We start from the raw sequence: 11,909 nt of genomic DNA on the forward strand, positions 1-11,909 counted from the left end.
TACGCAACCTGCCCGGAGCCTGGCAGACCTCCCCAGTTGACTTAAAATCCTTGATTACATGACCAGCCTTAAAACCCCGGGGAAGCAGCTGCATTCTCGCTCTTAACGACTACAGCTGTGTTGCTTTCAGTGTATAGGAGCACTTCTGCCTTCCCAATTTCATTTTAATATCGAAGCTATATACGGCTATGCCCTGCAATCCCGCTGTCTACGCTTAGCAGGCAACATCGCTGCTGTCCACCCAAGACTCGCTTGATGCGGTATAGCTTGTACCTTACACCGTGGGACTCTCACCCACTAAATTTCAAGCCCTTAGCTGGGCGCACCCTATAATATAAAAAAGTCGTCCAGGCAGACTCTTTTATTAAAATTTTTATACTGTCTCACCGACTAAACAGATTTGTCCTTGCTGTGGGGCTTATACGAAACGTGTCCATGATTACCGCTTACAGGAGGTACAGGATATTCCCTTACAAGGAAAACAGGTCATCCTGGTCCTTCGTAAACAACGCTATTTCTGCCCTTCCTGTCACAAACGTTTTACGGAACCCTGCTCGTTCCTGCCTAGTATAACTCGATTTAAATAAGCTTACAATTTAAGCATTGGTAGTAATCTGATTTCTTGGCTTACGTGTCCGTGCTTTGGGCGCACGTTTCCCTTGGTTTTCAGGACTTGCTGCTTTCGCATTTACAACTTCATAGACGATTGTGCCCACATCCTCTTCCGAAAGATCAATCGTGTCCAAGCGGTATTTCCATTTGTAGGGGACGGGAACCTCATTGATTTCTTCAAAGTATTTCAAAATCCGTTCCTTTAGTTCCTTTTTCGAGCCTACACGAATCCCGGACAACATCTGGCGGGTCATTTTGCTGAAAAAGCCTTCCACCATATTCAGCCAGGAGCCATGTGTGGGTGTGAACACAAATTCAAACCTTCCAGGAACTGTATTCAGATATTCCTGTGTCTCCCTGGATGTATGGGCGGAGTGGTTATCCAGTATAAGCCGTATTTTGTCCCCTTTTGGGTATTTCTCATCCAATATTTTAAGGAATGTTACAAAATCGCTGCTTTTATGAGTATTGCTTACCAGTGGGATAGCTTCCCCGGTCAACAGGTCAATCGCTGCCAATAGGGAGAGCGTCCCCAGACGTTTATACTCATAATCACGCTGTACGGTGGACATTTTTTCCGTACTGGCAGCCGGGGGCCTGTCCCCGGTTGTGGTGGCAATCGCTTGGATCCCGGGCTTTTCATCATAGGATAATGTATGTACCGGCTCTTCATCACCGGCAAACGGAATCAAACTTCCATTTTCATCAAAGCGGAGTTCAACCTGTTTGTAAATGACCAGCACATCATGCATCTTCTTTTCAAAGTCAGGATCCCGTTTTTCACAATAATAGGTGACCTTATGGGGATTAAGCATTGCTTTCCTAAGTATCTTCCGGATAGAAAACTCAGATGCTGTCGCCATACGGGGATATCCTTCCTGTTCAGCAACGGAATTGATGTAGCGGGTAAGGCTCAATGGATACCATAACTCTGCCGGGAGGCCGAATGCGGAAGGCTTTTGGCAGGCAATATTGATTACCCATGCCTTTGCATCATCGGTAATTTCAATCCTGCGGCCACGGCCTTTACTGTCTTCCATGGCAGCTTTTACGCCTGATTCCATATATTTTTTCAGGCAGAGCTTTACCGTCGGTCTCGAAATATCGAGTTTGTCAGCAATGGCTTCATCTGCCATGCCATCTGATTTTAATAAGAGGATTTTGGCTCTCCTGTGGACTCTGGCTTCAACAGTCCCCTTCTGTAGAATGGACTTTAAATATGACTTATCATCATTGGAAAGAAAAATAGGCGTAGCACTCTTTGGCATCATTTTACCTCCTGAAATGGTCTATAAGTATTATACCATTTCAGGATAATAATGTAAACTTATTAAAATAGAGTCATACTAGCTATCACCGCAGGACACGCAGACTTGCATTCTACATCCTTTCCCTGCTTCGTCAGACCTTTTCCGTGAAACAGATTGCAGAACTTACCGGTGTTTCCGCCCAGACGGTCTGCCGGCTCCTGGACACCATACACTCTCCTCCGCCTGACCGGCTCCCACGAGCACTCTCCATTGACGAATTCAAAGGGAATGCTTCCACCGGCAAATATCAGTGTATCCTGGTTGAGCCGAACAAACGGCGAATCCTTGATATCCTCCCAGACCGGACCCAGAGCCACCTGGCTGAGTATTGGCGTAGCATTCCAAGGAAAGAACGCTTGAATGTTAAGTTCTTCGTCTGCGATATGTGGCGGCCTTATACAGAGCTTGCTCAGACCTTCTTTCCTAACGCAAAGCTCATTCTGACCCGCTATATAAAACTGAAAGATGAAAACAAACAGGCCTGTGACCTGATGCTTCAGTACAGTGAGGATTTGCGTTTGGCACACCACATGAAAGAGTGGTTTTATGATATCTGCCAGATGAAGGCATACCGCCAGCAACAGCAGGAATTTGATGACTGGATTGCAAATGCACAGAGCTGTGGGATCAAGGAATTTGAGGACTGTGCCAAGACTTACAGGGCCTGGCGCAAAGAAATCCTGAATGTCTTTAAATACGGGCTGACAAATGGACCTACAGAAGGATTCAACAACAAGATAAAAGTATTAAAACGGAGCAGCTACGGAATTCGCAACTTCAAGCGTTTCCGAACTCGAATACTCCACTGTACATCATAGGATAAAATGGTCGGTAATGCGGAGGCTTATTTGGCATATCCAAAATCAGTAAAACTTGGAACCATACATAAAAGGTGTACTTGTCATAGAGTTGGCGCGGGATTTTAACAAATCCCACCCCAACTATTGACAAAGAGCCTGAAAAAATACACCAAGCCAGTGGTGTTGATTATTGATGAGGGGCTGCTTCTTAAGCTGACAGAAGCCGAAGCCAGAAACCTTTTTGAACTGATACACAAAAGACGCAAGAAATTTTCAACAATCTTTTGTTCCTAGTTTCGCGAAAGCGAATGGTATCAGCAGATCTGCGGTGGCGAAAGCACCCTTGCAGATGCCATCATGGATCGCATATCCTACGATTCATATAAGATCGACATTGAAAGTATGGATCCATCCAAAAATCTTTCCATGAGAGAGGTATATGGACTGAATCCTGCACTGTCAAAGTAACTATTAACCAGGAAAACGGAGTGGCTCTGTTGGTCCGGACAGGTGGCTCTTGCCACATCGGACTGGCTGCTCCGCCGCACCGTAATAATCACCAAAAAACCAGCAGTAGGCAAGGTTAAACGGCACTTTCTCTTCAAGCCTTCGTTCTGATTTGATTCCATAAAGATAAGCAATGAGCAGCATTTTTATCAGGATAACCGAATCAATAGATTTACACAGTTTTTAATCTGGCTCAGGAGATGGCTCTCCGGAACCATAGAATCTATGTCAAGAATTACCATCTGAATTTACCCAGTCTGTTTTCCCATCATAAAAATGACCTATCGCACTTGATATGATAATTATACCATACAGAAGGTCCTTTTTCTTTAGTTTGTCAACAGGCCCTTTTCTTCACACACTCACTTCTATTCCTGTTTGATAGCCTTTTGTTGCTGCTTTTCCAGCAAATTTTCTTGTATATCAATTGTATAAATCGCCCGGAGTCCTTTCTTCACTGCTAGGCACCGCCTGGAAGATGACAATGAGAATCACGCGCGATTACAATGATTCATGGCTAACAGACTCCCCCCCCCCGTCTGTTCAATCAGGTATTGAATGATGGATGTGAATGACCGTCCCAATATATCATAAACAACAGAATCTAACGCAATATTGCAAACGGTAAGAGTATTCTGATATCAGTTCTTTTCGTTGGAACGGCAGGAAACAGGCTTATAACTATGCCTTGCATATTCACGTAAAATGTAAATTATTCGCATGGAATGTAACTGCCTCTTACAAGTCCCAGACGGCACGTAAACGCCCAATGTCCAGTACCCTGACAATTATGGTGCCGCAGTTATGTGAGGCCCGTTGAGTTCTGCTTTTTTGATTTTCTGTAAGATACTTGTCCAGCGTTTTCCCCATGGATATCGTTCATGAGTGCCTGGAATCAGCCCCCAGGTATTGGAGTCGCCAAAAGCCAGTATATTTTTCATCATTTATTTTTTCTTCCACCTTCAACAACCAGACTGTCTTCGTAGTCCAAACCATAGGTGTCAGCTAATGTTGCCTTATAAGCTGCATGGAAAAACTGCTCCTCACCAAGGCTTATGATTTCCTCATTCAACCAGTCCAGAAGAGTATTATTACCCTTGGAAACTGCTGGTGCAATGCTGTCCTGACTGCCCAATGATGGAATTCCTACAGTGTAACCATCGTTCTGCAATGCAAAGGCAATAACCTCTGTGTTATCATTTACCCACGCTACTCCGTTCCCGTTTTCCAGGGCATTCTTTGCAGTTGCATAAGAGTCATACTTCTGCAGTGGGATATCCGGATAGTTTTCAATCAGATAGGTTTCTGCGGTTGTGCCGGAAATGACAATGATTTGATCCTCCGCATTCCAGCTATCCAGGCTCTCAATCACACGGCTGTCTGGAGAAACGACTCCTAGTGCAACATTCATATATGGAAGTGCGAAATCTACTTCTTCAGCACGCTGAGGTGTTACTGTGAAGTTTGCCAGAATGATATCTGCCTTACCAGTCTGCAGATATTCGATACGGTTAGCCGCCTCGGTGGATATATAGTTGATTTTCACGCCGAGATCTTCACCGATGCGGTTGGCAAAGTACACATCATAGCCCTGATACTCCCCATTTTCATCTACATAGCCGAATGGGTTCTTGTCAGAGAAAACGCCGATGTTAATGGTGCCGCTCTCCTTAATTTCGTCCAAAGTACGGTAAACAACATTCTGGTTTTTTTCTCTGTCGGCTGTCACGCTGCCATTTGAAGAATTCTCTGATCCACAGGCAGCCAGAGAAAGCGTCAGCGAAAGAGTGAGTACAACGGTTACAAGCTTACGAATATTTTTCATCATGATCTCCATTCCGGGCATCGCCCTATATCAGTTTTGCTTTGAACCTTTCCGCTCAAAGGTAAATGTTTGCAAAAACTTTTTTGCCCGGTCAGTTCTCGGCGCATCGAAAAACTGATCCGGTGTCCCTTCCTCATTGATTTCTCCATCATCCAGAAAGATAATCCTGTCAGCCACCGCCCTTGCAAACTGCATTTCATGAGTGACGATTATCATCGTCCGTCCCTGGTCAGCAAGGTTTAAGATAACCTCCAATACTTCTCTGACCATCTCCGGGTCAAGTGCTGCTGTTACCTCATCAAACAGCAGAATTTCAGGGTGCATACATAATGCACGGACAATCGCAACCCGTTGTTTCTGTCCACCAGATAACTGCCGTGGAAAACTTTTCGCTTTTTCCGCAAGGCCAACACGGGACAAAAGTGCAAGAGCTTCTTTTTTTACCTCGTCCTTTGTCCTTTTCTGCACTTTGGTCGGTGCCAGCAGGATATTATCCAGCACGTTCAAGTGCGGGAACAGCTCATAGCTCTGGAATACCATACCGATCTTTTGGCGAATTCCGGTTAAGTTTCTGCTTCGCTTCGTGACAAGCTCCCCATGCAGCCGGATCTCACCACTCTGAATATTCTCCAGGGCATTGATACACCGCAGCAGTGTACTTTTTCCGCATCCGCTGGGGCCGACAATCACAACAGCCTCACCCTCGTGAATCTGCAGGCTTAAATCATTGAGAACAGTAGAATTGTCAAATTGTTTTGTCAGATGCTCTATAGTTAATACCGATTCCGACATCTCATCACCTCCATTGTTTCTCAAGGTATTTTGCCAAAAGGCTGATTGGCCAGCAGGCAATAAAATATAAAAATAATACCGTTAAGTAAATTCCAAATGCAGCATTGGGACTACTCATTCGGTTTGCCTCTATAATCTGTTGGGCAACCTTCAGTACCTCCACAACGCCGATCATCAGGATCAGGCTTGTGGTTTTAATCATCCTTGTAATGAGGTTGATTGACAGTGGGATCAACCTTCGCACGACCTGTGGCAGAATAATATACCGATAGCTTTGCATTCCTGTTAGCCCCAGTGCTTCGGCACTTTCATACTGGTGTATGGGAATACTAATAAGCGCACCCCGGACCAGATCGCTCATTTCAGCCGTTCCCCAGACTGTGAATACGATCATGGATGCCAACTCCCCGGACAAGTCCCAGCCAAAGGCTCTCGTAGTACCGAAATAGACGAGGAACAGTAACACCATCTGCGGCATAATCCGGACAAATTCCAGATAACATCGCAGGATCGCCCGGCAGATTGGATTTTTCCATGTCATGAGAATGCCCAAAATGATTCCCAATGGGATACTGATGGCGACGGAAATCATACTGATTTTGAGTGCCGCGTCTAATCCGCCAAGAATACGTGCAAGATTTTTCCCTTTCAGCAGCACCTCAAGACCCAAATCCGGCATAGCGTGACCTCCTTTCCAGGAGGCTTCCCAAAACGGAAACCGGAAGCAAAATAATAAGATAGAACATCACTAACAGGAAAAGGCTCTCCGCAGTTTTGTAATACAGTCCAATCAGATCCTTTGCTGTAAACATTAAATCCATCAGGCTTATGGCAGAGAATACGCTGGTTTCTTTCAATAAAAAAATCACATTCGCCATAAATGCCGGAACGCTGATGGAAAATGCCTGCGGCAAAATTACATAAGAAAAAGTCTGCAGTTTACTTAGCCCGAGACTATATGCGCTTTCCTCTTGGATTGGCGCAATCGCCTCAATCCCACTGCGAAATGCTTCTGACATATAGCTCCCGCCAAGAAAAGCCAGCCCTGCGACACCGCACGCAGCGGCATCTGTCTGAATACCAATTTTGGGCAGGCCATAATAGATGAAGAACAACTGCACCATAAGAGGCGTGTTCCGGCTGATTTCAATGTATACAGATACAATCCTGCGGATGACCGGAATCTTATAATACTGAATGATAGTGCATAGTAACCCAATCGTAATGGCGGCCGCTATCCCAATAAATCCGATTTTTACTGTCAGTACCGCCGCTTTTTGGTACAACGGCAAATATTTCCCGATAATTTCCCAGCTCAAGCCAGCCTCCTCCTTTTGCCTCAATTTCATTCACATCACTTATTTTAATGAAGCAAACCCATTCTCTAAGTCCGCGATAATATCATCAATATGCTCTGTGCCGATGGACAGGCGGATGGTATTCGGCTTAATGCCCTGTTCCAGCAATTCTTCCGGGGAGAGTTGGGAATGGGTGGTACTGGCCGGGTGGATTACGAGGCTCTTTACATCGGCTACATTGGCAAGCAGGGAGAAGATTTTCAGATTGTCCATAAACCTCCAGGCTTCCTCCTGGCCGCCCTTAATCTCAAAGGTGAAGATGCTGGCTCCTCCATTGGGGAAATACTTCGTGTACAATGCGTGGTTGGGATGATCCGGCAGGCTGGGATGATTGACTTTTTCCACCTGCGGATGATTGACCAGATATTCCACCACTTTCTTTGTATTTTCTGCATGACGTTCCAGGCGTAGGGAAAGGGTTTCCACGCCCTGCAAAAGCAGGAATGCGTTGAAGGGGGAAAGAGTTGCACCTGTATCGCGAAGAAGAATGGCACGGATATAGGTGACGAAGGCCGCCGGGCCTGCCGCATCCACAAAAGAGACACCATGATAGCTGGGGTTGGGTTTTGCGATAGGAGCGTATTTACCACTGGCTTTCCAGTCAAAATTGCCGGAATCCACGATAATACCACCCAGGGTAGTTCCATGGCCGCCGATGAACTTGGTGGCGGAATGGACTACGATATCTGCTCCGTGTTCAATCGGGCGGATGAGGTATGGTGTGCCAAAGGTGTTATCAATCACAAGAGGCAGACCGTGTGCATGAGCAATTTCTGCGATTGCATCAATGTCCGGGATATCGCTGTTTGGGTTGCCCAGCGTTTCCAGGTAGACAGCTTTGGTATTTGTCTGTATGGCGGCGGTCAGTTCTTCAAGGTTATGGGCATCCACAAAGGTTGCGGTGACTCCGAACTGAGGAAGTGTGTGTGCCAGCAGATTATAGCTGCCGCCATAGATTGTCTTCTGTGCTACAATGTGATCGCCGGCTTGTGCCAGAGCCTGAATGGTATAGGTGATTGCGGCAGCACCAGATGCGGTTGCCAGTGCAGCAGCGCCGCCTTCAAGCGCGGCAAGCCGCTTTTCCAGTACGTCCTGCGTTGAGTTTGTCAGGCGTCCATAAATATTGCCTGCATCTGTAAGCCCGAAGCGTGCTGCAGCGTGTGCGGCATTATGGAACACATAAGAGGTGGTCTGGTAAATGGGAACTGCTCTGGAACCGGTGGCAGAATCGGCCTGCTCCTGTCCAACGTGAAGCTGCAGGGTTTCAAATTTGTATCCGTTTTTATATTCACTCATTTTTGTGATCTCCTTTGGATTAATATTTTTCGGTTCACTCGGCTGCTGTTCCGGTTTCGGCAAATAAAAAACCGGAAGCTCATCACAAGCTCCCGGGCCAATGGCATACGATATGCTGACAGATCAATCAAGCATTGTATCGAGGCAGTTAGCTATGCTGCAATCTGCGCATAACCATACCCCAGCCATATAATATGCCCGGGAGTTCCGCATTCGACAACACATGACAGTATGAACTTTAAGGGTATATAATCCGGTCATTGCTTTCGCCTCCTTTCCTGATAATCAGCTCAAAACCGATGCACTTATAGTATCACCAATTGCCTACTATGTCAATGGGCGATTTTGAAATTTTTGAAAATCATTGATTTACCCATTCACCCCGCGGTATAATAGGCATAAATTACAGAAAGGACGGTGTATGGTATGATTTCAACAAAAGGACGCTATGCTCTTCGTGTCATGATAGATCTGGCAGAACATGGTGGTGAAGGATACATTCCCTTGAAAGAAGTGGCAGAGCGGCAGGAAATTTCCAAAAAATACCTGGAGATTATTGTAAAAGAGCTTATCAAAGAAAAGATGCTGATCGGGCTTGGGGGACGTGGAGGCGGGTACAAACTTTGCCGTAAGCCGGAAGAATATCCAGTAGGTGAGATATTGGAATTAATGGAGGGATCGCTTGCTACTGTTGCATGTCTTTCCAAGGACGCCAAACCCTGCAGCAGGGCCGCCACATGTAAAACTCTTCCCATGTGGGCAGAGTTTGATAAAATGGTGCATGATTATTTTTATGGAAAAACACTGGAGGATTTGTTATAAATTTACGCTTATAAAAGCTGGGTGGGATGAGGTATGTATCGGAATTGTATACCTATTGCCCATATTATTAGCTAGCTCTTTTAGGAATCGGCATGATTATTTTGTGGATCACATCCATAGATATGTGGAAAACATTGCAGACAGTGCATGGATTGATGATGATTTTTCTATTCTCTTTTTCATCGATTCATTCTGCTGAAACAGGCCGAGGCAATTGGGTACAAGCTCACATCATATCCCATAAAAACTCTCCTGAGTCATCCAGCACAACAGGCACCAGCTGCTTTTCTTCAAACTGCATGACCTTACAGAGCGTGGAGAAGGCAAACTGCTCCAAGGCTTCCGTGCCATACCGGGGATACTCCGAGAGGTCCGCTTTACTATATTTCCCGTTTTGCTCAACAGGCCCGTCCACCGAATATCCCTCTGTTTCGATCCAGTTCAAAATGGTTTCCTCATCGGCCTGCCACGCCAGCTTATTGAGCTTATCCGGCTCCTGATCCTCTTCAAACCGGACGACCATGGGATGCTCCATGACATCCCATTCCTTCTCCACAATAGGCGAAACCGTATCATTATGGGTATGGCAAGCAGCCACAAACAGCATGGTACCACAATCGTCCCAGCCCAGCTGGTCGGTATAGTAGGGCTTCCCGTTATCCTCAGTCTATGGGCATAGGGAGGTTTTTCCAGCTGGGATATTGCGGCCGATATCTGTTCCCGCCCATTCTCCACAAAATCCTGGACCTCAGCAGGGCTCAGTTTCTTCGCGTCTGCCGCGTCCTGTCCATACGGAGTTATTTTCTGAAAGATGTAGCCGTTTGCCGCTGCCCATTGCTGGACAGCGGTCTTCCGGTTATTCGAATAGTACCGGGGCAACGTCCCAGCGTAGATATCCAGTCCCACAGTAGATGTCTCCTTATCTGTGTATCAGCGCCGTTCCAGAGTGCAGCTGTGCCCGGCTCCTTCCGTCTTCAAATATTATTTCAAAAGGCGGCCGTCAATGGTAAATTTCTGCCGGGGTGGTTAGTCTTCTGAAGCGAACAGGCGGTCGATCTGCTCCAGATCATACTCTAAGATCCAGCCATGGAATTGGCGGTAGAGAGGCAGCAGCAGTTCCTGTGAACCGCCCAGCACATCCAGTCCCCGGTCATCGTACAGGTGGTAGATGAAGGGGCCAGGACCTGCCAGATAAACACTGGACGTAAAGCCGGACCAACCGCCGATGTCCCCCAGGATAATCTCCCGGATAAGCTGTTCCGGACAGAACGAAACACACTTCAGGTCCCAATAAAAGCGGATCTGCCTATGGGCATCGCCGTCTTCATCCAACTCCACAGATGCTTCCTGCTCCTGGGGGACAGGAAGCCCGGCCATCTTCCGAACCGTGGTCAGGACAGAATCATCTGTTTCTTCTTCGGGATATCCATCGATCCGCAGGATATCTGGTGGGATCGGAAGGCTCCGATAAATCGCCGCCGCCCGGTCCAGCGCACCCTGAACATAGACGGGATTTGGTTTTCCATCTAAATATATCGTCTCTTCCCCACCTATTCCGAACCGGATTCCCACTGGCGCATGGTAAAACAGTGGGTGCTCCAGCCGCTCCATGCCCAGTTGACACAGGACACTTTCAAACTTCTTGACCAGCATGATATTCCTCCGTTAGTCCCACAAAGATGTCTTCTCCAAAGGGTATTCCTTCTTGCTTCCGTTTTCCAAAGCGCTTCACACAGGCGTAGCGGTCCTCGATTTGACAGAGCAGGTCGTAGGCGCCCCTTTTGAAGTCCGGCAGGTCGTACACATCCATCAGCACTTCCTTGTCTTGTTTGTCCTCCGTCTGCTCCAGCTCCTCCTTAAAGGCATAGAGGGCGCGGACACTGTCCGGGCCGCTATCGGACGCAACAAACTGTTTTTTCAATTCGATGTATGTTTCTGATATTCCGGCATCCACCACATCTCCCATCAATCCCACCAGAAGTACCAGACAGTGGACTGCCGCAGGGTGTCGGCCAAGGCTCCAAGCTCTTCAAAGTTCTGGTCTATATCCGGGCAGAAGCCGTACTGCTCCACCGTCATCTCCATGGCCTTCTCCTTTGGGACAGGCGCCGACAGGTCAGGGCCACTTCAAGTGGAGTCCCATACCCTTCCCCAATCCTGCAGCTGGTCACCCCATTCTTCTTTGCCTCAATGAAAACAAAGCGGCGGCTGGCAGCTTCTTCTGACTTCCGCCTAACCTCCTTCTGGACAATGATTTTCTCGATACGCTCCCTCTCCTCAGCCGGGACACATTTTTCATACAGCTTCTGCATGATCTATCCACTACCTTCTCCATGGTAGAATCATCTTCCAGGCGGTCAGCCAACGCATGGTATTGATGCTCCTCCATCCATACTGTGATCTCTAAATAGTTCATTTCTCCCATCTCCTTATCATGCAGCCTCTAACTGATCTCCCCGGAAATCTCCTGCGAATGATTCACCGTTCTGGCTTCCGGCCTTGGTCTTTTCGGACGAGCTTCCTTCTCCCTCGCCTCCCTGGCAATCTTATCATCGTTCCTCATAGGTGATATACTATCACGCATATC

13 protein-coding genes and 6 pseudogenes are annotated in these 11,909 nt (G+C 47.0%); 4 read left to right on the forward strand and 15 right to left on the reverse strand.

Annotated elements, in window-relative coordinates:
* Positions 1–336: 336 nt before the first annotated feature.
* Positions 337–578 (forward strand): annotated as a pseudogene (locus LA360_RS31210) (transposase family protein); the annotation flags it as partial.
* 18 nt (positions 579–596) lie between these two features.
* Here LA360_RS31210 and LA360_RS11145 read toward each other — a convergent pair.
* Positions 597–1,880: an IS630 family transposase gene (locus LA360_RS11145; protein WP_112481939.1), complete on the reverse strand. Its 1,284-nt coding sequence runs from the start codon at positions 1,878–1,880 to the stop codon at positions 597–599.
* A gap of 80 nt (positions 1,881–1,960) precedes the next feature.
* On the opposite strand from LA360_RS11145, the pseudogene LA360_RS11150 reads away from it, so the two are divergent.
* Together LA360_RS11150 and LA360_RS31215 are read left to right on the forward strand one after the other, a co-directional pair.
* Positions 1,961–2,740: pseudogene (locus tag LA360_RS11150) on the forward strand (ISL3 family transposase); the annotation flags it as partial.
* Between the two features lie 162 nt (positions 2,741–2,902).
* The gene (locus LA360_RS31215; RefSeq protein WP_236945787.1) at positions 2,903–3,016 is read left to right on the forward strand and encodes an ATP-binding protein; all 114 of its coding nucleotides are present in this window, start codon (positions 2,903–2,905) and stop codon (positions 3,014–3,016) included.
* 264 nt (positions 3,017–3,280) lie between these two features.
* On the opposite strand, the pseudogene LA360_RS11160 reads toward LA360_RS31215, so the two are convergent.
* The 8 genes and pseudogenes from LA360_RS11160 to LA360_RS11195 form a co-directional block, all read right to left on the reverse strand.
* Positions 3,281–3,400: pseudogene (locus tag LA360_RS11160) on the reverse strand (transposase); the annotation flags it as partial.
* Positions 3,401–3,735: 335 nt separating this feature from the next.
* A pseudogene (locus tag LA360_RS31220) lies at positions 3,736–3,983 on the reverse strand (IS110 family RNA-guided transposase); the annotation flags it as partial.
* Between the two features lie 82 nt (positions 3,984–4,065).
* Positions 4,066–4,173, reverse strand: a pseudogene (locus LA360_RS31225) (arylesterase); the annotation flags it as partial.
* Positions 4,170–5,054, reverse strand: coding sequence for a transporter substrate-binding domain-containing protein (locus LA360_RS11175; protein WP_022201215.1), 885 nt, complete (start codon positions 5,052–5,054; stop codon positions 4,170–4,172). The gene LA360_RS11175 and the pseudogene LA360_RS31225, both read right to left, overlap by 4 nt.
* 30 nt (positions 5,055–5,084) lie before the next feature.
* Positions 5,085–5,846, reverse strand: coding sequence for an amino acid ABC transporter ATP-binding protein (locus LA360_RS11180; RefSeq protein ID WP_022201216.1), 762 nt, complete (start codon positions 5,844–5,846; stop codon positions 5,085–5,087).
* Positions 5,847–5,850: 4 nt separating this feature from the next.
* Positions 5,851–6,525 carry an amino acid ABC transporter permease gene (locus LA360_RS11185; RefSeq protein ID WP_022201217.1) on the reverse strand — a complete coding sequence of 225 codons (675 nt, stop codon included), beginning with the start codon at positions 6,523–6,525 and terminating at the stop codon, positions 5,851–5,853.
* A complete protein-coding gene (locus LA360_RS11190; protein ID WP_022201218.1) occupies positions 6,506–7,165 on the reverse strand; it encodes an amino acid ABC transporter permease in 660 nt (219 codons plus the stop codon). The genes LA360_RS11185 and LA360_RS11190 overlap by 20 nt, the downstream gene beginning before the upstream one ends.
* A 39-nt stretch (positions 7,166–7,204) precedes the next feature.
* On the reverse strand, positions 7,205–8,500 hold the full coding sequence (locus LA360_RS11195) for an O-acetylhomoserine aminocarboxypropyltransferase/cysteine synthase family protein (protein WP_065550949.1): 1,296 nt from the start codon (positions 8,498–8,500) through the stop codon (positions 7,205–7,207).
* Positions 8,501–8,926: 426 nt separating this feature from the next.
* Between LA360_RS11195 and LA360_RS11200 the strand changes: the two genes are divergently transcribed.
* Entirely contained in the window at positions 8,927–9,322 is a 396-nt protein-coding gene (locus tag LA360_RS11200; protein ID WP_022201220.1) for an RrF2 family transcriptional regulator, read from the forward strand.
* A gap of 226 nt (positions 9,323–9,548) precedes the next feature.
* Here the strand turns inward: LA360_RS11200 and LA360_RS11205 are convergent, their stop codons facing one another.
* The 6 genes and pseudogenes from LA360_RS11205 to LA360_RS11230 all read right to left on the reverse strand — a co-directional run bounded on the left by LA360_RS11205 (position 9,549) and on the right by LA360_RS11230 (position 11,906).
* A complete protein-coding gene (locus tag LA360_RS11205) occupies positions 9,549–9,929 on the reverse strand; it encodes a hypothetical protein (RefSeq protein WP_057571131.1) in 381 nt (126 codons plus the stop codon).
* A 419-nt stretch (positions 9,930–10,348) separates the two neighbouring features.
* On the reverse strand, positions 10,349–10,975 hold the full coding sequence (locus LA360_RS11210) for a DUF3885 domain-containing protein (RefSeq protein ID WP_022201222.1): 627 nt from the start codon (positions 10,973–10,975) through the stop codon (positions 10,349–10,351).
* Positions 10,956–11,288: a hypothetical protein gene (locus LA360_RS11215; RefSeq protein WP_022201223.1), complete on the reverse strand. Its 333-nt coding sequence runs from the start codon at positions 11,286–11,288 to the stop codon at positions 10,956–10,958. The genes LA360_RS11210 and LA360_RS11215 overlap by 20 nt, the downstream gene beginning before the upstream one ends.
* Positions 11,288–11,437, reverse strand: a pseudogene (locus LA360_RS11220) (DUF4253 domain-containing protein); the annotation flags it as partial. The gene LA360_RS11215 and the pseudogene LA360_RS11220, both read right to left, overlap by 1 nt.
* Positions 11,398–11,634, reverse strand: a complete 237-nt coding sequence (locus LA360_RS11225; RefSeq protein ID WP_022201225.1) for a hypothetical protein — start codon at positions 11,632–11,634, stop codon at positions 11,398–11,400. The gene LA360_RS11225 and the pseudogene LA360_RS11220, both read right to left, overlap by 40 nt.
* A 131-nt stretch (positions 11,635–11,765) precedes the next feature.
* Positions 11,766–11,906 carry a hypothetical protein gene (locus LA360_RS11230; protein WP_155521178.1) on the reverse strand — a complete coding sequence of 47 codons (141 nt, stop codon included), beginning with the start codon at positions 11,904–11,906 and terminating at the stop codon, positions 11,766–11,768.
* Positions 11,907–11,909: the final 3 nt, after the last annotated feature.

Source organism: Enterocloster clostridioformis (assembly GCF_020297485.1).
Lineage (GTDB): Bacteria > Bacillota > Clostridia > Lachnospirales > Lachnospiraceae > Enterocloster > Enterocloster clostridioformis.

What these genes read in the sequence shown, in the direction of transcription:
- LA360_RS11145 (WP_112481939.1), bottom strand. Translation starts at nt 1,880, where the DNA reads ATGCCAAAGAGTGCTACGCCTATTTTTCTTTCCAATGATGATAAGTCA.
- LA360_RS11175 (WP_022201215.1), bottom strand. Translation starts at nt 5,054, where the DNA reads ATGAAAAATATTCGTAAGCTTGTAACCGTTGTACTCACTCTTTCGCTG.
- LA360_RS11180 (WP_022201216.1), bottom strand. Translation starts at nt 5,846, where the DNA reads ATGTCGGAATCGGTATTAACTATAGAGCATCTGACAAAACAATTTGAC.
- LA360_RS11185 (WP_022201217.1), bottom strand. Translation starts at nt 6,525, where the DNA reads ATGCCGGATTTGGGTCTTGAGGTGCTGCTGAAAGGGAAAAATCTTGCA.
- LA360_RS11195 (WP_065550949.1), bottom strand. Translation starts at nt 8,500, where the DNA reads ATGAGTGAATATAAAAACGGATACAAATTTGAAACCCTGCAGCTTCAC.
- LA360_RS11200 (WP_022201220.1), top strand. Translation starts at nt 8,927, where the DNA reads ATGATTTCAACAAAAGGACGCTATGCTCTTCGTGTCATGATAGATCTG.
- LA360_RS11205 (WP_057571131.1), bottom strand. Translation starts at nt 9,929, where the DNA reads ATGCTGTTTGTGGCTGCTTGCCATACCCATAATGATACGGTTTCGCCT.
- LA360_RS11210 (WP_022201222.1), bottom strand. Translation starts at nt 10,975, where the DNA reads ATGCTGGTCAAGAAGTTTGAAAGTGTCCTGTGTCAACTGGGCATGGAG.
- LA360_RS11215 (WP_022201223.1), bottom strand. Translation starts at nt 11,288, where the DNA reads ATGGGAGATGTGGTGGATGCCGGAATATCAGAAACATACATCGAATTG.
- LA360_RS11225 (WP_022201225.1), bottom strand. Translation starts at nt 11,634, where the DNA reads ATGCAGAAGCTGTATGAAAAATGTGTCCCGGCTGAGGAGAGGGAGCGT.
- LA360_RS11230 (WP_155521178.1), bottom strand. Translation starts at nt 11,906, where the DNA reads ATGCGTGATAGTATATCACCTATGAGGAACGATGATAAGATTGCCAGG.